The organism is Burkholderia sp. ZZQ-2 (genome assembly GCF_050768715.1).
Lineage (GTDB): Bacteria > Pseudomonadota > Gammaproteobacteria > Burkholderiales > Burkholderiaceae > Burkholderia > Burkholderia cepacia.
Window position 1 is genome coordinate 1 of the sequence record NZ_LDVA01000346.1, and the last position, 20,641, is coordinate 20,641.

The window sequence follows — 20,641 nt, forward strand, 5'->3', positions numbered from 1 at the left end:
GCCGGCGTGCCGACGCCCGGCGCGGCGGCCGTCCACACCGGTTCCGGCGCGGGCGGATCGACGCGCGCGTAGATGGCCTGCGGCGTGGATGCGGTGATGATCGACAGCCGGTGGATCGCGGCCTGCCGCTGAAGTTGCAGCGCGGGCAGCTCGGCCAGCGTCGTTTCCGTCTGCGCGGCGGCGCGGTCCACGTCGGCCACCGGCACGACGCCCGCGTCGAACAGGCGCCGCGTCGATTCCTCGGTGCTGCGCTGGCTCGACGCGTTGGCCTCGACCAGCGCGAGCCGCTGCTCGAGCCCGCGCACCGTCACGTAGGTGCGCACGGTTTCGTCGATCGTCGCGATCCGCACGGCCGCCGCATCGTTCTGCGCGGACGCGATATCCGCGTCGGCGGCCGACACGCCCTGGCGGATGCGCCCGAAGATGTCGATTTCCCACGCGAGGCTCGCATTCAGGTCGAACGCGTTGCCGGTCGTCGGCGTATCGGTCGGGAATGCCTGCGAGGCGGAGAGCCGCTGGCGGCCGGCGCCCGCGTTCAGGTCGACCGAAGGGAACCACTGCGACGCCGCGCCGATCCGCACCGCGCGCGCCGCGTCGATGCGTGCGACTGCGGCCTGCAGGTCGAGGTTGTTCGCGAGCGCCGTGTCGACCAGCCGGTCGAGGATCGGGTCGTGGAAAGCGTGCCACCACGCGCCGGTGTCGGCGGCCGGGCCGCCGGCCGCGAGATCCGCGTTCGCATAGGTCGCGGCCAGCGGCGGCGGCGTGACGGTGGCGACCGGCGCGCTCGTGCACGCGGTCAGGACGGCCGCCGCGGACAGCGCGGCCACGAGTCGAACGAACTTCATTGCACCACCTCCGTCGCGACGGTCGCGACAGCGGTCTTGCGCAACGCGAGCCGGCGAACCATCACATAGAACACGGGCGTAAACAGCAGCCCGAAGAACGTCACGCCGATCATCCCGAAGAACACGGCCGCGCCGACCGCCTGGCGCATTTCCGCGCCGGCGCCTTCGGAGATCACGAGCGGCAACACGCCGAGGATGAACGCGAGCGACGTCATCACGATCGGGCGCAGCCGCTGCACGCAGGCTTCGACGACGGCCTCGACGAGTTGGGTGCCGTCGGCCTCCAGCTGCCGCGCGACCTCGACGATCAGGATCGCGTTCTTCGCGGCGAGCCCGACCAGCACGATGAAGCCGATCTGCGTGAGGATGTTCACGTCCTGGCCGAGCGCGCGCACGCCGAGCGATGCGGCGAGCAGGCACATCGGCACGATCAGCAGGATCGACACGGGCAGGCTCCAGCTGCCGTACTGCGCGGCGAGCACCAGGTAGACGAGCAGCACGCACAGCGGGAACACGAGCAGCCCCGTGTTGCCGGCCGTGGTCTGCTGATACGACAGATCGGTCCATTCGAACGAAATGCTGGGCGGCAGCACCTGTTTCGCGAGCGATTCCATCGTCTTGATCGCGAAGCCGGAACCGAGGCCCGGTGCCGTATCGCCGTTGATCTCGGTGGCCGGATACAGGTTGTAGCGCGGCGCGCGATCGACGCCGAGCGTGTCGTCGATGCGCGTGACGCTGCCAATCGGCACCATCTCGCCGTCGCGGTTGCGCACCTTCAGCCGCGCGAGATCGGAAGCGCCGACGCGGAACGGCAGGTCGGCCTGCGCGGTCACGCGATAGGTGCGCCCGACGATGTTGAAGTCGTTGATGTAGGTCGAGCCGAAATACGTCTCGACCGCGTCGTTGATGGCCTGGCTCGGCACGCCGAGCATCTCGGCCTTCTCGCGGTCGAGCTCGACGTGCACCTGCGGGCTCGTCGCGGAGTAGGGCGTATAGACGCCGACCATGCCGGGCGTGCGGTTCGCGGCCGCCACCAGATCCTGCGTCGCCTTCGCGAGCGCGGCGGTGCCGAGGCCGTTGCGGTCTTCGAGCCGCATCGCGAAACCGCCCGTGCTGCCGAGGCCCTGCACCGGCGGCGGCATCGCGACGACGATCGACGCCTCGGTGACGGCCGCGAGCCGCTTGCGCATCTCGGCGGCGATCGTGTCGATCGTCAGGCCGCGCGCCTTGCGTTCGGGCCAGGGCTGGAACACCGGGAACAGGCCGGCGCTGTTCGCCGAGTTCGTGCCGGTCGCCGCGTTCACGCCGGAGAACACCGGCACGCGTGCGACACCGGGCACCGACAGCGCGATGTCCTCGATCTTGCGTGCGACGGCGCTCGTGCGTTCGAGCGTCGCGCCGTCGGGCATCCGCACGAGCACGACGAGGTAGCCGCGGTCCTGCGCGGGAATGAAGCCCTTCGGGCTCGACACGAGCAGGTAGCCGGTCGCGGCGATCAGCACCACGTACAGCACGCCCATCGCCGGGATGATCCGCACGACCTTCCTGACGAGCCGGCCATACGCATCGGACAGGCGCTGGAACACGCGGTTGAACGCGTTCGAGAAGCGCCGCGCGACGCGCATCGCCGGCGCGAACGGCGCGGCCATGCGCGATGCCGGAGCGGGCACGTCGTGATCGCGGGCGTGCGCTTTCAGCATCATCGCGGAGAGTGCGGGCGCGAGCGTCACCGACGTGAAGAACGAGATCGCGGTCGACACGGCGATCGTCACGCCGAACTGGCGGAAGAACTGGCCCGAGATACCCGGAATGAACGAGGTCGGCACGAACACCGCGCACAGCACGAGCGTGATCGCGAACAGCGCGCCGCCGACTTCCTTCATCGTCAGCAGCGTCGCGTCGCGCGGCGCGGCACCGGCCGACAGGTGCCGCTCGACGTTCTCGACCACGACGATCGCGTTGTCGACGACGATCCCCACCGCGAGCACGAGGCCGAACAGCGTCAGGTTGTTGATCGAGTAGCCGAGCGCGGCCATCGCCGCGAACGTGCCGACGAGCGACACCGGAATCGACAGGATCGGGATGATCGACGGCCGCCAGCCCTGCAGGAACAGCAGCACGACGAACACGACGAGCACGACGGCTTCGTAGATGGTCTTGACGAGTTCGTGGATGCTGTCGCCGATGAAGGCGGTCGGGTTGTAGCCGATGTTGTAGACGATGCCCTTCGGGAAGTCCCTGGCCAGTTCGGCCATCTTCTTCTCGACCGCATCCATCGTCGCGACCGCGTTCGCGCCGGGCTGCTGCAGCACCTGCAACGCGATCGTCGGGTGGCGCAGCATGTAGCTGTCGGTCGCATACGCGAGTGCACCGACCTCGACGCGCGCGACATCCTTCAGCCGCACGAGCCGCCCGTCCTTGCCCTGCTTGACGACGATGTCGCTGAAATCCTCGGGACGCTTGAGCCGCCCTTCGAAGATCAGGTTCGGCTGGAACGCCTGGTTCGTGATCGGCGCCTGCGCGACCACGCCGCCCGCGAGCTGCGTGTTCTGCGCCCGCACCGCGGCGATCAGGTCGCCGGGGCTCAGGCCGAACGACGCGACGCGCTCGGGATCGAGCCAGATGCGCATCGAGTATTCGCGCGCGCCGAGCGGGTTGATGTCGCCGACGCCCTCGATCCGCTTCAGCACGTCCGCGACGTTGCGGATCGCGTAGTTCGACACGTACAGCGGATCGTAGCGCTGGTCCGGCGAGTACAGGAAGATCGTGCCGAGCTGCGTCGGCGACGACTTGCGCACCGATACGCCGCTGCGCTGCACGGGCTCCGGCAGGCGCGGCGTCGCGAGCGCGACGCGGTTCTGCACGAGCACCTGCGCCTTGTCGACGTCGGTGCCGGGCTTGAACGTCACGGTGATGTTCAGGCTGCCGTCGGACGTCGCCTGGCTGTACATGTACAGCATGTCTTCCACGCCGTTCACTTCGAGTTCGATCGGCGTCGACACCGTTTGCGACACCGTTTCCGCGGACGCGCCCGGATAGGTCGCCTGGATCACGACGGTCGGCGGCGCGATGTCCGGATACTCGGACACCGCAAGCGAGAAATAGGCCAGCGCACCGGCGATGGTCAGCACGATGGACAGGACGATCGCGAGCACCGGTTGCTGGACGGACAGACGGCCGAGGTTCATTGCGCGCTCCCGGTCGTGCCGCTCGCCGCGCGGGCCAACGCGGCGGCTTCGATCGCGCGCGGCACGGCCTTGACCTTGTCGCCGGCCTGCACGCGCTGGAAGCCGTCGACGATCACGCGGTCGCCCGCGTTCAGCCCCGCGTCGATCTCGCGCAGGTTGCCGTACAGGCGGCCGGGCGTCACGGGGCGAATCGCGACGGTGCCGTTCGCGTCGACGAAATACAGCACGCGGCGCGTCGCATCGGTCGCGACGGCCGCATCCGGCACGAGCAGCGCGTGATGCGCGACGCGGCTCGACAGATAGACGCGGCCGAACTGGCCGGGGCTCAGGCGCCGGTCCGGATTCGCGACGCGCGCGCGTTGCCGCAGCGTGCCGGTCGAGTCGTCGAGGCGGTTGTCGACGAAATCCATCGTGCCCGTCAGCGACGGCTGCGCATCGCCCGGCAGCGCGATCGCGACCTGCCGCGACGACGCGCTGCCGCCGCTTTTTTGCGCCTCGCGCGTATAGCGCAGGTAGCTTGCCTCGTCGACATCGAAGTAGATGTCGATCGGGTCCTGCGACACGATCGTCGTCAGCACGGTGGCGTCGCTGTCGCCGCCTTTCACGAGGTTGCCCTCGCTGACGCGCTTGCGGCTGATGCGGCCGGACATCGGCGCGACGATGCGCGTGAACGACAGGTCGAGCCGCGCGCGTTCGAGCGCACCTTGCGCGCTCGTCACCTCGGCCTGCGCACTTTGCACGGCCTGCCTGCGCTGGTCGTAGAGGCTCTGCGCGATCGTGTCCGTCCTGATCAGGATGCTGGCGCGTTCGAAATCCTGCCGGCTCAGCTTCAGTTGCGACTGCGCGCGTTCGAGCGTGCCTTGCGCGGCCGTGACGGCCGCTTGATACGGGCGCGGGTCGATGGCGAACAGCAGGTCGCCCTTGCGGACGGTCGCGCCGTCCTGGAACGCGACCTTGTCGAGATAACCGCTCACGCGCGGGCGCACGTCGACGGTGTCGACCGCTTCGAAGCGGCCCGTATAGACGTCGACGTCGTTGACGTCGCGCGCGACGGGCGCGCTGACGATCACGTTCGGCGTCGCGGCCGGCGCCTTGTCATCCGACCGGCAGCCGGACAACGCGACGAGCGCGGCCAGTGGAATGGCGGCCAGCACGGCTGGTCGCGCGATGCGCTTCAATCCTGGATATCGATTCATACGTGTGTGCGAAATATCGAGTGGGGCGCCTGGCACCGGATGGTGCGCAGTATCCGGCGCGGCGCGCGGCGGATAAACGGATGAAGCGGCATAAGAACTTGTACTGCGAAGTCACGAATCGGCGTACGCGGTGACGATGTGCGAGCGGGTTTCGCGGGGCAGGGCGGGGGAGAAAAAATGCGGCGACGACACGCGGCCCGAATGCCCGTTCAGGCGATTCGGGCCGGCCATGCGGAAGGGCGGGACGAAGGGTGGCGCGTATCGGGAGGCGGGCGCGCTTGCGCGTCGGCGCGGCTCAATGGCCGCGATAGATCGAGTCGCGGCCGTTGATCGTCGTCACGCGGCCGGATTCGCCGGCGGTGCGCGCTTCGCTGCCGTAACCGGACGTCGCGGCGGCCGGTGCGGTGCCCGGCGCGTTTTGTGCGACGGCGTTTTCCCGCACGCGCTTTTCGGCGGCGAGGATCGCGACCGGATACTGGTTGTGGTCCAGCGCCGGGGTGTAGCCGACGGCCGCGAGACGCGCCATTTCGGCCTTCACTTCGGCGCGGGTCAGTTGATGGTCGGCCTGCTGCGCGAACGACAGCGCCGGTGCGGAAAGGATCAGTGCGGCAAGCGTGGAAGAAATCAGCGTTTTCATCATGGATACCTGTCGGGTCGAGTGAACCGCAACCACGTCGATGTCGTTGCGAGTGCAGCCAATATAGGTATCGCGGCGCCCGGGAAAAACGGCTGCCGGCCCAAATGATTTTTGATCTGGAATCACGAATCGGGTGTGGATTCGGTCGAAAGCCTTGCCGGTCGGGCGTCCTGCCGGAACCGGGTATCGGGGCGGGGCATCGAGGCAGGCCTTGAAACGGCCATTCAGACCTCCGGGGACTCAAGTGTGTCGAATTCCGTCTTGGACAGACTTAACCGACGTACCTAGACTGAACCCGCTTTCCCTCATTCCCTGGAGAAGATCATGAGTCTCAAAGACAAGCTGCCCGGTAACAAGATCCTTGGTTTCGGTACGGCCCCGCTCGGCAACATGTTCCGCAACATCCCCGACGCGGAAGCCGCGGCCACCGTCGAAGCGGCATGGCAACACGGCATCCGTTATTTCGATTCGGCTCCGTTCTACGGCGCGGGCCTGGCGGAAATCCGCCTCGGCGATGCGCTGGCGAACCACCCGCGCGACGAATATGTCCTGAGCACCAAGGTCGGCCGCGTGATCCTCGACGAAATCGAAGACGTGTCGGCGCGCGATCTCGGCGAAAAAGGCGGCCTGTTCGAACACGGCCGGCCGAACCGCATCGTCAACGACTACACGGCCGACGCGACGCTGCGTTCGATCGAGGACAGCCTGAAGCGCCTGCGCACCGACCGCCTCGACATCGTCTGGGTGCACGACATCGCGCAGGACTTCTACGGCGACGAATGGCTCGCGCAGTTCGAAGTCGCGCGCAAGGGTGCGTTCCGCGTGCTGAGCAAGCTGCGCGAAGAAGGCGTGATCAAGGCATGGGGTCTCGGCGTGAACCGCGTCGAGCCGATCGAACTGGTGCTGGACCTCGCCGAACCGCAACCGGACGGCATGCTGCTGGCCGGCCGCTACACGCTGCTCGACCACGAGCGCGCGCTGCAACGCGTGATGCCGGCGGCTGCCGCGCAGAACGTCGGGATCGTCGTCGGCGGCCCGTACAGCTCGGGCGTGCTCGCGGGCGGCACGCATTTCGAATACCAGAAGGCTTCGCCGGACATTCTCGCGAAGGTCGAGCGGATCAAGGCGATCGCCACGCGCTACGACGTGCCGATCAAGGCCGCCGCGCTGCAGTTCTCGATGTCGCATCCGGCCACCGTCGCGGTGATTCCGGGCGCGAGCCGCCCGGAGCGGATCGCGGAAGACCAGGCAGCGCTGAACGTGGTGATCCCGGCCGACTTCTGGCGCGAAATGCGTGAACAAGGTCTGATCGCGGCCAACGCGCCGCTGCCGGCCGGTCGTTGATCCTGACGTCAATCCTGAAAGGTGATGACATGGCACAGGCCAATGCAAGCATCGAACTCCCGGCTTCGGCCGGGACGGTCTGGCAACTGATCGGCGGCTTCGGGTCGCTGCCCGACTGGCTGTCGTACATTCCGGCCAGCGAGCTGAGCGAAGGCGGGCGCGTGCGGCGTCTCGCGAACCCGGCCGGCGAGGCGATCGTCGAGCGGCTGGTCGCGTTCGACGAAGCGCAACGCAGCTACACGTACGCGATCCTCGAAGCGCCGTTCCCGGTCGTGAACTATCGCTCGACGCTGCGCGTGCGCGAAAACGGCCCGAACGCGTCGACCGTCGAATGGTCGGGCACGTTCACGCCGCACGGCGCGACCGACGACGACACCGTCAAGCTGTTCCGCGGGATCTACGAAGACGGCCTCGCGGAACTGGCGAAGCGGTTCGCGGCGGCCTGACGGCAGCGCGACTCGACGCATCGCATCGCATCGCGTGAGCAGGAGCCCGGCGATATCGGGCTCCGTCAGCGCCTTCGTCGCGGGTTCAGGCTCTTGCCGAAGGCGTTGCCATGTTTGCTTCGCATGCGCGACCGCACCGATGTGCAGGCCCCCCCGGCCATCCGCAGCGTTACTTTCCGGCCACCGCGACGACCTCTTCGCCGGTCAGGATTTCGCGGAAGATGCCGACCAGCGGCCGCAGGTTGACCTTGTGCCACGCGGCCCACAGCGGCGTGCGGTAACTGAACCACGGCAGCTCGCGCAGCACGACGCCTTCCGGCACCTGGTGACGCAGGCTCTGCTGGATCATCGTCACGCCGAGCCCGGCGGCGACGAGCCCGAGCGCCGCGAGCGGCTCGGTCGCTTCCACCGAAATGTCCGGCGAAAAGCCGGCTTTCGCGCACGCCGCGACGAACGCGCCGTGACGCGGCGCGCTTTCGTGCTGCGTGACGCCGATCCACGCCTGCGCGGCGAGATCGTCGGCGACGAGTGTCTTCTTCTTCGCGAGCGGGTGCCCGTCGGGCATCGCGAGCAGCATCGGATCGTTCAGCACCCGCATCGAATCGAGTTCGGGATCGTCGGGTGCAGGCGGCTCGGTGACGAGCGCGATGTCGAGGCTGCGTTCGCGCAAGCCTTCGAGCTGCGCGGCGGATTGATAGTTATACAGAGCGATGTGAACGGACGGGCGATCGGCACGCAACGTCTTCAGCGCGCGCGGCAGCACGCCCGAGTGCGTGGCCGTTTCGAGGTAGCCGATGCACAGGCCGCCTTCGTCGCCGCGGCCGAGCCGGCGCGCGAGCGATTCGAGCCGGTTCGCGTGACGCAGGAACGCGTGCGTTTCACTGAGGAACGTGCGGCCGTCACGCGTCAGACGAATGCGCTGCTGGCTGCGTTCGAACAGCGTCAGCCCGAGCTTTTCCTCGAGCTGCGCGATCTGGCGGCTGAGCGGCGATTGCGAAATGTGCAGGCGTTCGGCCGCGCGGCCGACGTGTTCCTCTTCCGCGACCGCGATGAAATACTGAAGCTGGCGGATGTCGAGCATATAAGACCTTCGGGGACTCAAGTTTGACGAATTATGTCTTGGACAGACTTATGTGTGCAACCTAGACTGGGTTCACTTTCCTGTCAGACCCGGAGCAACTGATGAGTCTCAAAGACACGCTGCCGGCCGACAACCGGCTCGGTTTCGGCGCGGCGCCGCTCGGCAACATGTTCCGCGACATTCACGACGCTGAAGCGATCGCCACCGTCGAAGCCGCGTGGGCGCGCGGTATCCGCTACTTCGATACCGCGCCGTCTTACGGCGCCGGCCTGGCCGAAGCGCGCCTCGGCGACGCGCTCGCCGGCCATCGCCGTGACGACTACGTCATCAGCACGAAGGTCGGCCGCCTCGTGCTCGACGAAATGGAAGACGCGAAGACCCGCGACTACGGCGAAAAGAGCGGGATCTTCGCGCATGGCCGCGCGAACCGGCTGGTGAGCGACTACTCGGCCGACGCGACGCTGCGCTCGATCGAGGACAGCCTGAAGCGCCTGCGCACCGACCGCCTCGACATTGTCTGGGTGCACGACATCGCGCAGGACATCCATGGCGACGAATGGCTCGCGCAGTTCGAGGCCGCGCGCAAGGGCGCGTTCCGCGTGCTGGGCAAGCTGCGCGAAGAAGGCGTGATCGGTGCATGGGGCCTCGGCGTGAACCGCGTCGAGCCGATCGAACTGGTGCTGGATCTGGCCGAACCGCAACCGGACGGCATGCTGCTGGCCGGCCGCTACACGCTGCTCGACCACGAACGCGCGCTGCAGCGCGTGATGCCGGCGGCTGCGGCCCGCAACGTCGGGATCGTCGTCGGTGGCCCGTACAGCTCGGGGGTGCTCGTCGGCGGCGCGCACTTCGAATACCGGAAGGCGCCGCCCGACATCGTCGCGAAGGTCGAGCGCATCCGCGCGATCGCGGCGCGCTACGACGTGCCGGTCAAGGCGGCCGCGCTGCAGTTCGTGCTCGCGCATCCGGCGACGGCCGCGGTGATTCCGGGCGCGAGCCGGCCCGAGCGGATCGCGGAAGATTCAGCGGCACTGACGTTCGATATCCCCGCCGATTTCTGGCGCGAGATGCGCGAGCAGCAGCTCGTCGCGGCCGATGCGCCGCTGCCGATCGATCGCTGAGCGCCGGGCGGCGCGCGATCGTTCAGGCGACGGCCGTGTCGGCCGCATCGACTGCCGCGGGCGCAGCCGCCGCCGCGCCCGCCAGCCGCCGGTAACGCGCGAGCGCCCACAGCGGGAAGTACGCGGTATAGCCGTGATACTTCAGGTAGAAGATGCGCGGGAAGCCGGGCGCATTGTGGGAACGATGCCACCAGAAACCGTCTTCCTGCTGCACCGACTGCAGATACGCGATGCCGCGCTTCACCGAATCGGATTCGCAGTCGCCGAACGCCATCTGCGCGAGCAGCGCCCACGCGGTGAAGTTCGACGTGCTCTCGCCGCCATTGGTGCCGCCCAGCTTCGGGTCGATATAGCTGTCGTTCGTCTCGCCCCAGCCGCCATCCGCATGCTGCCTTGAACGCAGCCATTCGATCGCGCGTGCGATATACGGCTGCGACTTGTCCTCGCCGGCGAGCGCGAGGCCGGCCAGCACGCTCCACGTACCGTAGATGTAGTTCGTGCCCCAGCGGCCCCACCAGCTGCCGTCGGGCTGCTGCGTGCGCTTCACGTATTCGATGCAGCGCGCGAGCGACGCGCGTTCGTCCGCGCGTTTCGTCACGCCGAAGCACAGCAGCACGCGGCCCGACACGTCCTCGGTCGGCGGATCGAGCAGGGCGCCGTGATCGGCGAACGGGATCGCGTTCAGGTACATGCGGTCGCAGTCGGCGTCGAACGCCGCGAAGCCGCCGTTGCGCGATTGCAGCCCGCGCATCCAGTCGAGCGCGCGCGCGACGCGCGGCGCATACGGGTTCGTGCCGTCCGCGTTGCAATGCGTGCGGCCGCGGCGATCGAGCATCGCGGTGACGACCGCGGTGTCGTCGATGTCGGGGTAGTACGGGTTCGCGTACTGGAACGCCCATCCGCCCGGCTGGACGTCGGCCGGCGCGTTCTCGATCCAGTCGCCGCGCAGGTCGTTCACCTGGCGTTCGGCCAGCCAGTCGTACGCGCGCGCGATGCGTGCGTCGAGTGCGCGCCGCGCGTCGTCCGGCTCGCCGTCTTCCGGCACCGCCACGCCGCGCGCCTGCTCGAGCGCCATCGTGCTCCACGCGGTATCCCACACCGGCGACAGGCAGGGCTGGCAATACATGCTGCCGTCCGGCCGCGTGACCAGCAGCTTTTCCAGCGCGTTCTCGCAATCGCGCCGCAGCGGATGATCGTCCGGGTAGCCGAGCACCTGCATCATCTGGTAGCTGTACACGATCGGCGGGAAGATCCCGCCGAGCCCGTCCTCGCCGTTCATGCGCTCCGCGCACCACGCTTCGGCGTGGCGGATCGCGCGCTGCCGCAGGCCCTTCGGCATCAGCGGCTCGACATGACGCACCGTGCGGTCGAGCGCGAGGAACAGCTTGCGCATGCCGCGCGCGGGCGGGAAGTACCGGCGTTCCTCATCCGGCGGCGTGACGAACAGCTCGCGGATCGAGACGTTGCGCGGATTGCGGGCGCGCGCCTTCAGCGAGCACAGCACGAGCAGCGGCACCATCGTCGTGCGCGCCCAGTACGCGACCTTGTACATCGAGATCGGCACCCACTTCGGGAACAGCACGAATTCGATCGGCATGAACGGCGCCGCGCGCCACGGCACCTGGCCGAACGTCGCGAGCAGGATGCGCGTGAACACGTTCGAGCGTGCCGCGCCGCCGAGCTTCAGGATCGCGTCGCGCGCGCGGACCATGTGCGGCGCGTGTTCGCTGTCGCCGGCCGCCTTCAGCGCGAAGTACGCCTTCACGCTGCACGACACGTCCGGATCGCCGTCGACGTACAGTGCCCAGCCGCCGTGCGTGTCGAGCCGCTGGTTCGCGCGCAGGTAGCGCGCCATCCGCTCCTGGCGGAGGTCGTCGATCTTGTCCATGAAATGCATCATCAGGATGTATTCCGCGGTGATCGTCGCGTCGGATTCGAGTTCGAAACACCAGCTGCCGTCGGGCTGCTGGAGACGCACGAGGGCGTCGCGTCCACGGGCGATGGCGGTGTCGAGCGCGGACCAGGGGGAGGGGGGGGATCGAGTCATGCGGCGGATCATACCATCCAGCCGGAATGTTTATATCGAGACGCCCGGTGCTAACATCCGCATCATGAAAAAGCACCTCGAACCCGCGCCGCACGATGTGGCCGAGCCTGTCGAACCGGCTGCCGTGGCCGGTGCGCGGGCGCCTGAAGCATCGTCGGCGCCGGCCGTCGCCACCGCCGGCGTGCGTCGGAAAAAAGCACCGGACCAGGTGCGCGCGCAGCTGCTGGCGGCCGCATCGGAAATCGCGACACATCACGGCGTGGCCGCATTGACGCTCGATGCGGTGGCCGAGCGCGCCGGCGTGACGAAGGGCGCGTTGCAGTATCACTTCGCGAACAAGCAGGGGCTGCTGGATGCGCTGTTCGGTCAGGCGACCGGGCGGTTCGCCGCGCAGATGGCCGAGCGGGTGGCGGCGGATGCCGGCGGCGCCGGTGCGGCGGCGCGGGCCTACATGCACGCGGTGCTCGACGAGTCGCAGCCGGTCGCGAGTACAGACGTGCTGCGCGTGCTCGTCGCGTCGATGATTACCGACCAGGACACGCGCGAACGATGGTCGGTGCCGATGCGGGAATGGACGCGCCCCGACCCGGTGCCGCTCGAGCAGGCCGCGACGCTGATGATCTGCCGGCTCGCTGCCGACGGGCTATGGATTTCGCAGTTGCTCGACAGCGTCGAGATCTCCGCCGAATTGCGCGCGGAGATCGAGCGGCAACTCGACGCGATGAGCCACGGCGCGTTTCCGAAGGGGCACGACGGGGCCGCGTGACGCGTGACGCGTGACGCATGCGCCGCGGCGTCAGGCCGCGTTCGCGCACCAGCCCGGCGGCGCGATCAGAACTGCGCCTGCAGCGTGACCGCCCTGGCATCGCGCCAGACGGTCAGCGGCACCACGGTGCCCTTGGCGGTCGCATGCACGGCGTCGGCCAGATCGGCCATCGTCTTGAGCGGGCGATCGCCGAACCGGATCAGCACATCGTAGTTCTTCAGGCCGGCGCGATCGGCGACGGTGCCGGGCAGCACACCGAGGATCTGCATCGCGCCGCCGGGGAGCTTCATGCCCGCCTGTACCCGCTCGTCGAGGTCGACGAAATGCACGCCGAAGCCCATCGGGCGGCCCCTCAGCTCTTCCGGCACCAGACGGCGGTCGTTCGGAATGCCGGCGAGAAAGCGCGACAGGTACGCGGCCGGAATCCGGATCCTGAAGACCTTGTCGGTCGCGTCGTAGTCCGAGAGGCTGAGCACGAGGTCGGTCCCGCTGATCTCGTAGGTCTTCAGGTTGAGGCGGTCCAGCAGGATGAAGATGCCGCCGTTGACGGGCCAGGTCTTGCCGCCATCGGCTGCCGTGTTCCAGTATCCGGTGTCGTTGTAGCCGCCGCCGTTCAGCGTCGGAATCGCGACGGGGAGGTCCGGCTGCCGGTAGCGGGTGCCGAATTTCCCGTAGTCGCGCACGGTATTGAAATTCCACTTCTGCTTCGTATGGAAGGCGACGGCCAGCCCCAGTACGGAATCGACGCCTTGCGGAGACTGGACCAGCGTCAGTTGCGCGTCGACGATGCCCTGGTCGGCCGATAAACCCGAATCGCTGATGGTCAATACCGGGGAATCGTAGCGGGTGTAATCGGGGAAACGCTCGGACAGCCACGTATAAACAGGCGGCGCGGCCTTTTCCTGCGCCCGTGCCGCCTGCGCGGCGAATAACGACATTGCCAGCAGGCCGGCAAATACAAAACCACGTTTCATTTCGGAATGCCCTCTCTTTGGTTTTCTGTTTTCTGAATGGAGGTGGCGCGGGCCGCCACGGAACTCCATATCTGTTTTCCGGCAAGGGTATCAGTTTTAAGCCTGCGGGTTGAAGTATGCCGTTTCCAATTCGCTTGCTCGCAATCGGGCCGCTGGTTATTCTGACGCGCATGACCCATTCGCCAATCCGTTCGATTATTCGCGCCGCGATATTGCCGGCGGGGTAGCGATCGACTGAATGGATATCGTCACAACCCGCCTGGAAGGCGGGTTTTTGCTTTCCGGGCATTCGACGGAGAACCTGGAAATGCAGACGAAGTCACTTCACGCGACGGCATCGGACGATGCCGTGTTGCTCCACATGGTATGCGGCAAGATCGCTTCCGGAAAATCGACGCTCGTCGCGCGGCTCGCGAGCGCCGGGCCGGTCGTTGCGATCAGCGAAGACGCGTGGCTCGCGCATCTTTATCCGGGCGAGATCCTGTCGATCGACGACTACGTCCGGTGTGCACGGCGCGTCGGCAACGTGATCGCGGATCAGGCCCGCGCGGTGCTGCAGGCCGGCGTGTCGGTGGTGCTGGATGTGCCGTTCAATACCGTCGCCGCGCGCGCATGGGGGCTCGCCGTTTCGCAGGCCGCCGGCTGCGGCCATCGGCTGCATTACGTCGACGTCAGCGATGCCGTTTGCAAGGCGCGGCTGCGCGCGCGCAACGCGCGAGGCGACCATCCGTTCCAGGCATCGGACGCCGAGTTCGACAGGATGACGCGGTACTTCGTCGCGCCGGCGGCGACGGAAGGGTTGAACATCGTCGCTTATGACGAAGCCGGCGTCGTCAGGCCGGGTTCGTAAGGGAGGCCCGTCGATCGTCCACCGGGACGGGCGCGAAACCGCTCATCGTCGATTGAACCAAGGGCGTTTCGGCACACGGCGGCGTGCCCTTTGCAGCGCGCCGGAGCCGGAGGAGAATACCCGCGGAAATCTCTTCGGAGGCTGCCCGACATGGCCCGATTCCAGCCCGACGGATGGCATACCGTCACGCCCCGCATCGTGGTGCCGGATCCGGAACACCTGATCGAATTCATGCGATCGGTGTTTCACGCCCAGGGCGCGTTTCGACCCGGGTTGCCCGCGGAAATCCGGATCGGCGATTCCGTCGTGATGATCAGCGGCGAGGACGGCCTGCGCGATCCGATGCCCGCGTTTCTGTATGTCTATGTCGAGGATGCCGACCTGACCTATCGGCGGGCGCTCGCGGCACACGCGATTCCGCTCGAAGCGCCGGCCGACATGCCGTATGGCGACAGGCGGGCTATGGTGAAAGACCGCTGGGGAAATACATGGCAGATCGCCACGCATCTGCGCGATCTCTCGGTTGACGAGATCCGTTCACGGCTGGCCGGCGGCGGTTAGGCGTCCGCGCGGCAGAACGTTTTTCAACAGCAAGCGGGCGACGGGTATGCGATGACGAAATCGTATTCGAACAACTGAATGCCTGTGGCGCCGAGCTGATCGTGACGCTGGGACGGGAGGGCAAGCAGGCGGCGCGAGTCGATGCCGGACAATATCCGCGCACGGCAGCCCCGCATGACGCGCTGAACAGCGAGGAAAGCCGGCACGCATATCCGCACGTAAATCGATCGTCGAACCGCCCGACGGTCGGATCAAGGCCGTCCTGGGCTTCGGGCAATTCAGCATGCGTGGTTTGGCGAAGGGGGAAGCCGCGTTCAAACTCGTCTGCATGGCATTGAACGTATGCGATCCATCCATGACGTCCTTTGGAGTCAGCGCGCCTATCGGCGAGACAACGCTGAGCTACGCTCTGAAATTTTTCCCCAGATGCTGCCCAAGCGAGAAGTATTGACGGAAGACGTAGTACAGCGGATGCCATCGATCGAGTTGGATTCGATCCGAGACGGTAAGCAGTTCGGAATGGACATGGATGCGCAGCGCCTTCACCTCGACGGCGATCAAGGCATCTGCTTCCTTGCCGATCTGATGGGTGCGAACCACGCCTGCTTCGATCTGGATCGGGCATTCAGCGGCTCGCATTGGAGCAACGCATTCACTCGCTTTCGCCGTAAGGCCGGCGCACTTGAACTTGTCACGTTCGAACCTGTAGCCCATCGTCCTCTTCGCATCGGGCATGGCTTCCGCCCCGGACGTTGCTGCGATGGCCTCGACGTTCGTCCACAACGACGCATCCGGCAAATTGAGTACCAACTCCTTGCATCGTTGCAGATTGCGACTGCATTGACCCGTTTCGCTCAGGCCGATCAGTAACGTATCGGACAGTGCCCAATAGGATGAGATAGGGCTAAGATTCGTGGTTCCGTCCGGACTCAGGCTGGAAACGAGTGCAACAGGTGTGCCGAAGTACAAAACAGGAAGGCTGATGCTGCGGGTTTCCATGATATTCGGAGAGGAATTTCGACACGCCATTTTCACTATGATCGGGACCACGTCGTTTCAGTGCTGCATGAAACGTCAATGACCGGCAGGCATCTTCCGGGGACGCAGCGCCTGGTAGTCGTTGGATTCCTGATGGGGGCAGCGGCGGCCAGCTCGCTGGCCCTGATGGTCAGCAAGATCGTGACGTTCGAGCAGCTCGGGGGCATGCGACATGACAATCCGTCTTTTTCATTTCAGCGACGATTCGACGATCGTGAAATTTCATCCAAGGCCCGTGCGTGTTGCGGTTGAGCGCCCGGCCGGACAAGAATGGTTGAATGGGCCATTGGTATGGTCGACGGATGAGGCGCACGAACTGCTGTACCTGTTTCCCAGGGAGTGTCCGCGCATCGTCGTCTGGCCGACACCGTCCACGAGCATCGAGGATCGGGCTGCATGGTTCGGTGGAACGTCGTTTCGCGCGATCGCGCATATCGAGCATGCGTGGCTCGACCGTTTCAAGACAGCCCGCATCTATCGCTACCATCTGCCTGTCGAACCGTTCGAGGATATCGGCGATGTCGGGATGCATGTCTCGCGTACGCCAGTCGTTCCCACCCGGGTTGACGCGCTGGATGATCTGGTGGGCGAACTGGCGTCGAGAGGTATCGCGTTACGTGTCGTGGACAGGCTCACGCCATTGAAAGGCGTCTGGCAAACGACGCTGCATGCCAGCGGCATCAGATTGCGAAATGCGCAGGACTGGGGGAAACCGGTGGGGACCCACTCGCAGCCAGGGCGGACGGTTACCGTTACGTAGCGGCGGCAACGGTTGATCGTGGAGCCCGGTGCGGTTCGCGTGGCACGTGCATCGACGGGTGCGAGAGAGCGCACGGCGCTTCTCGAACCCCTTTTCGCTCATGCGGTGACGTAAGGCGCCACGCTTCGGATGCCAATCCGGCAGGCGATCCCGGCGGTGCCTAGGCGTGACACATGCATAGCTCGAACTCGTGTCCGTCGGGGCTGCTCAGGACGATGCTTTTCATCGATTCAATCTTCAATCCGTCCATGACCACGGAGGCACCGTTTTCCAATGCCCGCTGCACGAACTCGTGAAGAGCCTCTTTCTCGAATTCGAAGACCGGAACCGAACCGCTGCCGTTGAATTCGTCGCCAAAGTCGTTTAGCAGAAGACCTAGCCGGTTTTCACCGATCATGAATTCCGTCCACTTCCCGGACTGCTTGTGCGGCTCGTGTCCGAGTAATCGTCGCCAAAACGAGACGGATGTCTCCATGTCGATGACTTTCAAATATACCGTCCGAAGCTTCATGGCGAGCCTTTGAAATTGATCAGGGCCGAATGTATCGGGGACGCCGACAGGTTTCTCATCCTAGCACCTGGCAACAATCTTTTGAGGGCTTCGGTCAGCCGCCGGAACGCGCCCCGATATACATTCGCATGGCTCAACTTCCATTCCCATAGAGGACACAGTCAGATTCGCCAGCGTGCACTTTCGGCGTGGTTATTCAGATTTGCCGCGAGTAAGCGGATTGAAATACGCCGGTCATTCCAGAGTGCGGAATAGCGCGCTTTTCTCCATCGTTGCCTGCTATCCGGACACGCGATCGTGCGGCCGGCAACCCAGAACGTCGGCGTCGTTTCCGTGGCCAGGGCGCGGACGCGCTGGCCGCCGTCCGCCGCGTGGCGCGTGACTGAAGCCGGCGTGGCGAGACCGACACCTGTCGCAATCGTCAAGATTCGCGTCGCGTGCGGATAAAACCTCCCGGTTCCACCCGCCGTTAACCCGTTCGCAGCCCATGCGCCGCGTGTTGCGACACGGCGCGCGTCTTTCGTGATCCGGAATCCACATCCGCCGCTGGCCGCGCCCGGCCGGCGCAAGGGAACGTCATGCGAAAACAACTCACTATCCGTGGTGGTCTCGTCGCGACCATCGCGGGCTATACCGTGCTGCTCGTGCTGGTGGTCGGCGCATGCATCGCGGCCCTCTATATGGGCAACGGTTCGCTCGAGGCGATGTACCGCGACGACACCGCGTCGCTGCTGCACCTGAAGACCAGCTCCGAGCGCATGCTCGTGCTGCGCGAACGGATGAGCGACGTCGCGCAGGTCATCAGCGCCGGCCGGTCGGCGAAGGAGGAGGTCGCGAAAGTCCACGCGCTCCTCAAGCAGAGCAACGACGAACTGGATGCCTACGCGCGCCTGCACGCGCGCAGCGCCGACGAACAGGCGCTGTTCGACACGCTGCAGAATCGCCGTCGTGCCCTGCTCGACGGCGTGTTCCTGAAGGCGCTCGCGCAACTCGACGGCGACGACGCGTTCGGCTTCCTCGACACGCAGCGCACCGCGCCGCCCGCCCTGTTCACCGTGTACCAGGAGGCGATCGATGCGCTCGAATCGTTCCAGGTCGCGCGTGAAAAGGCGCGCTACGAGGCGGCCGGTGTCCTTTTCCACCGGATCGTGTGGGGGATGGTCGCGGTCGCGGTGCTCGCGCTCGTCGTCGGCTTCGTGGCGCAGCGCGTGCTCGCGAAGGCGATCATCGAGCCGATCAGGCTCGCGGTCGGCCAGTTCGAAAAGATCTCGAAGGGCGACCTGACCGGCACGGTCGTCGTGCCCGGCGAGAACGAGATGGCGTATCTGCTGCATGCGCTGAAGCGGATGCAGGACGGCCTCGTCGACACCGTGAACCAGGTGCGCACGAGTACGGAGACGATCGTCGGCGACGTCCGCACGATCGCGAGCGGCAACGTCGACTTGTCGGCGCGTACCGAGCAGCAGGCCGTTTCGCTGCAGCAGGCGGCGGCGAGCGTCGAGCAGCTGACGGCGGCCGTGCGCCAGAACGCGGACAACGCGCGCGATGCCCGCACCTACGTCGAGGGCGCGGCGGGCATCGCGTCGCGCGGCGGCGACGCGATGCAGCGCGTCGTCGAGACGATGTCGGCGATTTCGCACAGTTCCGCGAAGATCTCCGGGATCGTCGGCGTGATCGAGAGCATCGCATTCCAGACCAACATCCTCGCATTGAACGCTGCCGTCGAAGCCGCGCGCGCGGGCGAGCAAGGGCGCGGCTTCGCGGTCGTCGCGACCGAAGTGCGCGGGCTCGCGCAGCGCTGCGCGTCGGCGGCGAAGGAAATCCGCGAGCTGATCGGCCATTCCGCGCAGCGCGTCGAGGACGGCAGCGGTCTCGTCGCCCTGGCCGGCTCGGCGATGGCCGAGCTCGTCGCCGCGGTCGAGCGCGTCAACACGATCATGAGCGACACCAGCCACGCGTTCGAAGAGCAATCGTCGGGCATCGAGCAGGTGAACGCCGCGGTCATCCAGATGGAGCAGGCGATGCAGCGCAATGCCGCGCTGGTCGAGGAGGCCGCGGCCGCGGCGCTGTCGCTTGACGAACAAGGCGCGCGGCTGAGCGCGGCGGTCGCGCAGTTCCGTCTGCGTGACGACGCGCTTGCGTGATGCATCGAGGCGGGCACCGGATCGCCAGGCCGCGATCGCGGCACGACACGGTGTGGACGTCGTCGAAGCAGCACACTTCTGGTGCGGACATCCTGACCGCCGATATTGACGCAACCGATGCGCCGGCACGATGAGGAACCGGATCCGGGCGAGCGTCGAACCCGATGCGCCGCTGTTCGCGTTCCGTGCCCGCGATGCGGCGACGGCGGTGCGGCGACGCCTGTCGGCAAGGGAGGCAGCGCGATTGCCGCCAGGTTCTCCACAGGGTTATGCACGGAAATTGTGGATAAGTCGGAGGACGGTGCATAACTGCCGACGCGTTCCTGAACGCGGAGGTTGCAATGTGACATCGCGCGGCGCGAATTGCTTTGCTGGAAAGATCGTTTAGTGGCCGAGGCGGATCGGAATAGCATGACGACTCCCCTCAACCGGCCGTCGCATGCGAGGCCGATGATTGCGACCGTACCGGCCCGACCATGACGACACTGAACGACTATCTCGAACAGAAGCGCGACGCCTGGCTCGCGAAAAAGGATGCCGCGCGCAACGATCCGGAATTCAAGGCGACGCCGCTGAAAGCGACCGTGCGTGCACTGGGCCGCAGCGGCGTGCGCGAGATCCGCATTCGCGATTTCCAGGTGATCAGCGACAGTCCGCCCGATTTTGCCGGCTACAACCTCGGGCCGGCGTCGCCTGAGTTGCAGCTCGGCGTGCTGGGCAGCTGCCTGACGCACATCACGCTGATCCAGGCCGCGGAGCGCGGCCTGAAGATCGACTCGATCGAAGTCGAGGTGACCGGCGACCAGCATCCGCTCGCGCAGCAGCCGGGCTTCGAGCATGTGCCGGTGTTCCCGCACAACCTCCGCTACACGCTCGATATCGTGTCGCCCGAATCGCCGGAGACGATTCGGGCATTGCATCAGGCGGTCGAGGCCGTGTGCCCGATCTTCAACCTGTTGACGCTGCCGCAGACGATCGACGGCGAATTGCGGCATACGCACGGTTGAGCACGGTTGATGTGCGTCGGTGCACCGGCGCGTCGCGGCCTTGCATGGGGCTGCGACGTGAGCGGGCACGCTCGATCTCCCGCGCACCCTGTTGGGGCGCCGATACGACGGCGATGCTCGCCGCA

Annotated in this window: 19 protein-coding genes; 9 read left to right on the forward strand and 10 right to left on the reverse strand. The window is 66.4% G+C overall.

The annotated features are described in order from the left end of the window. The 4 genes from ABY44_RS32870 to ABY44_RS32885 all read right to left on the reverse strand — a co-directional run. Positions 1-845, reverse strand: an 845-nt coding sequence (locus tag ABY44_RS32870; RefSeq protein ID WP_431643329.1) for a TolC family protein, incomplete at its 3' end; no start/stop codon positions are given. Further along, a complete protein-coding gene (locus tag ABY44_RS32875) occupies positions 842-4,033 on the reverse strand; it encodes an efflux RND transporter permease subunit (protein ID WP_060170161.1) in 3,192 nt (1,063 codons plus the stop codon). The genes ABY44_RS32875 and ABY44_RS32870, both read right to left, overlap by 4 nt. Then, a complete protein-coding gene (locus tag ABY44_RS32880; protein WP_060170163.1) occupies positions 4,030-5,229 on the reverse strand; it encodes an efflux RND transporter periplasmic adaptor subunit in 1,200 nt (399 codons plus the stop codon). Before ABY44_RS32880 ends, ABY44_RS32875 begins: the two co-directional genes overlap by 4 nt. A gap of 295 nt (positions 5,230-5,524) precedes the next feature. Further along, entirely contained in the window at positions 5,525-5,869 is a 345-nt protein-coding gene (locus ABY44_RS32885; protein WP_175810758.1) for a DUF4148 domain-containing protein, read from the reverse strand. 321 nt (positions 5,870-6,190) lie between these two features. Here ABY44_RS32885 and ABY44_RS32890 point away from each other — a divergent pair, with 321 nt between their 5' ends. Both ABY44_RS32890 and ABY44_RS32895 read left to right on the forward strand, forming a co-directional pair. Next, complete coding sequence (locus ABY44_RS32890; RefSeq protein ID WP_060170165.1) at positions 6,191-7,210, forward strand: aldo/keto reductase; 1,020 nt, start codon at positions 6,191-6,193, stop codon at positions 7,208-7,210. A gap of 29 nt (positions 7,211-7,239) precedes the next feature. After that, the gene (locus ABY44_RS32895; protein WP_027792096.1) at positions 7,240-7,656 is read left to right on the forward strand and encodes an SRPBCC family protein; all 417 of its coding nucleotides are present in this window, start codon (positions 7,240-7,242) and stop codon (positions 7,654-7,656) included. Between the two features lie 169 nt (positions 7,657-7,825). On the opposite strand, the gene ABY44_RS32900 is transcribed toward ABY44_RS32895, so the two are convergent. Further along, the gene (locus tag ABY44_RS32900) at positions 7,826-8,737 is read right to left on the reverse strand and encodes a LysR family transcriptional regulator (protein WP_021160208.1); all 912 of its coding nucleotides are present in this window, start codon (positions 8,735-8,737) and stop codon (positions 7,826-7,828) included. A gap of 101 nt (positions 8,738-8,838) precedes the next feature. Between ABY44_RS32900 and ABY44_RS32905 the strand changes: the two genes are divergently transcribed. Continuing rightward, on the forward strand, positions 8,839-9,858 hold the full coding sequence (locus ABY44_RS32905; RefSeq protein ID WP_060170167.1) for an aldo/keto reductase: 1,020 nt from the start codon (positions 8,839-8,841) through the stop codon (positions 9,856-9,858). 22 nt (positions 9,859-9,880) lie between these two features. Here ABY44_RS32905 and shc read toward each other — a convergent pair whose 3' ends face one another. Continuing rightward, the gene (shc, locus tag ABY44_RS32910; RefSeq protein WP_060170169.1) at positions 9,881-11,917 is read right to left on the reverse strand and encodes a squalene--hopene cyclase; all 2,037 of its coding nucleotides are present in this window, start codon (positions 11,915-11,917) and stop codon (positions 9,881-9,883) included. A 52-nt stretch (positions 11,918-11,969) separates the two neighbouring features. On the opposite strand from shc, the gene ABY44_RS32915 reads away from it, so the two are divergent. After that, the gene (locus tag ABY44_RS32915; protein WP_060170171.1) at positions 11,970-12,671 is read left to right on the forward strand and encodes a TetR/AcrR family transcriptional regulator; all 702 of its coding nucleotides are present in this window, start codon (positions 11,970-11,972) and stop codon (positions 12,669-12,671) included. Between the two features lie 65 nt (positions 12,672-12,736). On the opposite strand, the gene ABY44_RS32920 is transcribed toward ABY44_RS32915, so the two are convergent. Then, positions 12,737-13,714, reverse strand: a complete 978-nt coding sequence (locus tag ABY44_RS32920) for a PDZ domain-containing protein (RefSeq protein ID WP_081072715.1) — start codon at positions 13,712-13,714, stop codon at positions 12,737-12,739. 238 nt (positions 13,715-13,952) lie between these two features. Here ABY44_RS32920 and ABY44_RS32925 point away from each other — a divergent pair, with 238 nt between their 5' ends. After that, positions 13,953-14,495 (forward strand): AAA family ATPase, encoded by a 543-nt coding sequence (locus ABY44_RS32925; protein WP_059693580.1) that lies wholly within the window; start codon positions 13,953-13,955, stop codon positions 14,493-14,495. 90 nt (positions 14,496-14,585) lie between these two features. Further along, positions 14,586-15,056 (forward strand): VOC family protein, encoded by a 471-nt coding sequence (locus ABY44_RS32930; protein WP_230948790.1) that lies wholly within the window; start codon positions 14,586-14,588, stop codon positions 15,054-15,056. 402 nt (positions 15,057-15,458) lie between these two features. On the opposite strand, the gene ABY44_RS32935 is transcribed toward ABY44_RS32930, so the two are convergent. Continuing rightward, positions 15,459-16,055, reverse strand: a complete 597-nt coding sequence (locus tag ABY44_RS32935) for a flavin reductase family protein (RefSeq protein WP_063812534.1) — start codon at positions 16,053-16,055, stop codon at positions 15,459-15,461. A gap of 211 nt (positions 16,056-16,266) precedes the next feature. Here ABY44_RS32935 and ABY44_RS32940 point away from each other — a divergent pair, with 211 nt between their 5' ends. Beyond that, positions 16,267-16,854 carry a DUF6886 family protein gene (locus ABY44_RS32940; protein WP_196487961.1) on the forward strand — a complete coding sequence of 196 codons (588 nt, stop codon included), beginning with the start codon at positions 16,267-16,269 and terminating at the stop codon, positions 16,852-16,854. Between the two features lie 160 nt (positions 16,855-17,014). Here the strand turns inward: ABY44_RS32940 and ABY44_RS32945 are convergent, their stop codons facing one another. Together ABY44_RS32945 and ABY44_RS32950 are read right to left on the reverse strand one after the other, a co-directional pair. After that, on the reverse strand, positions 17,015-17,344 hold the full coding sequence (locus tag ABY44_RS32945) for a VOC family protein (RefSeq protein WP_230948789.1): 330 nt from the start codon (positions 17,342-17,344) through the stop codon (positions 17,015-17,017). Positions 17,345-17,526: 182 nt separating this feature from the next. Beyond that, positions 17,527-17,790 (reverse strand): hypothetical protein, encoded by a 264-nt coding sequence (locus tag ABY44_RS32950; RefSeq protein ID WP_155637826.1) that lies wholly within the window; start codon positions 17,788-17,790, stop codon positions 17,527-17,529. A 153-nt stretch (positions 17,791-17,943) separates the two neighbouring features. Here ABY44_RS32950 and ABY44_RS32955 point away from each other — a divergent pair, with 153 nt between their 5' ends. Next, entirely contained in the window at positions 17,944-19,509 is a 1,566-nt protein-coding gene (locus tag ABY44_RS32955) for a methyl-accepting chemotaxis protein (RefSeq protein WP_060170179.1), read from the forward strand. Between the two features lie 476 nt (positions 19,510-19,985). After that, positions 19,986-20,516, forward strand: a complete 531-nt coding sequence (locus ABY44_RS32960) for an OsmC family protein (RefSeq protein WP_060085909.1) — start codon at positions 19,986-19,988, stop codon at positions 20,514-20,516. Positions 20,517-20,641: the final 125 nt, after the last annotated feature.

Excerpts from the sequence above, each read along its gene's own strand:
- ABY44_RS32875 (WP_060170161.1), bottom strand. The coding sequence starts at position 4,033 with ATGAACCTCGGCCGTCTGTCCGTCCAGCAACCGGTGCTCGCGATCGTC.
- ABY44_RS32905 (WP_060170167.1), top strand. The coding sequence starts at position 8,839 with ATGAGTCTCAAAGACACGCTGCCGGCCGACAACCGGCTCGGTTTCGGC.
- ABY44_RS32935 (WP_063812534.1), bottom strand. The coding sequence starts at position 16,055 with ATGGAAACCCGCAGCATCAGCCTTCCTGTTTTGTACTTCGGCACACCT.
- ABY44_RS32925 (WP_059693580.1), top strand. The coding sequence starts at position 13,953 with ATGCAGACGAAGTCACTTCACGCGACGGCATCGGACGATGCCGTGTTG.
- ABY44_RS32955 (WP_060170179.1), top strand. The coding sequence starts at position 17,944 with ATGCGAAAACAACTCACTATCCGTGGTGGTCTCGTCGCGACCATCGCG.
- ABY44_RS32960 (WP_060085909.1), top strand. The coding sequence starts at position 19,986 with ATGACGACACTGAACGACTATCTCGAACAGAAGCGCGACGCCTGGCTC.
- ABY44_RS32920 (WP_081072715.1), bottom strand. The coding sequence starts at position 13,714 with ATGGAGTTCCGTGGCGGCCCGCGCCACCTCCATTCAGAAAACAGAAAA.
- shc (WP_060170169.1), bottom strand. The coding sequence starts at position 11,917 with ATGATCCGCCGCATGACTCGATCCCCCCCCTCCCCCTGGTCCGCGCTC.
- ABY44_RS32940 (WP_196487961.1), top strand. The coding sequence starts at position 16,267 with ATGACAATCCGTCTTTTTCATTTCAGCGACGATTCGACGATCGTGAAA.
- ABY44_RS32895 (WP_027792096.1), top strand. The coding sequence starts at position 7,240 with ATGGCACAGGCCAATGCAAGCATCGAACTCCCGGCTTCGGCCGGGACG.
- ABY44_RS32880 (WP_060170163.1), bottom strand. The coding sequence starts at position 5,229 with ATGAATCGATATCCAGGATTGAAGCGCATCGCGCGACCAGCCGTGCTG.
- ABY44_RS32900 (WP_021160208.1), bottom strand. The coding sequence starts at position 8,737 with ATGCTCGACATCCGCCAGCTTCAGTATTTCATCGCGGTCGCGGAAGAG.
- ABY44_RS32915 (WP_060170171.1), top strand. The coding sequence starts at position 11,970 with ATGAAAAAGCACCTCGAACCCGCGCCGCACGATGTGGCCGAGCCTGTC.
- ABY44_RS32885 (WP_175810758.1), bottom strand. The coding sequence starts at position 5,869 with ATGATGAAAACGCTGATTTCTTCCACGCTTGCCGCACTGATCCTTTCC.
- ABY44_RS32890 (WP_060170165.1), top strand. The coding sequence starts at position 6,191 with ATGAGTCTCAAAGACAAGCTGCCCGGTAACAAGATCCTTGGTTTCGGT.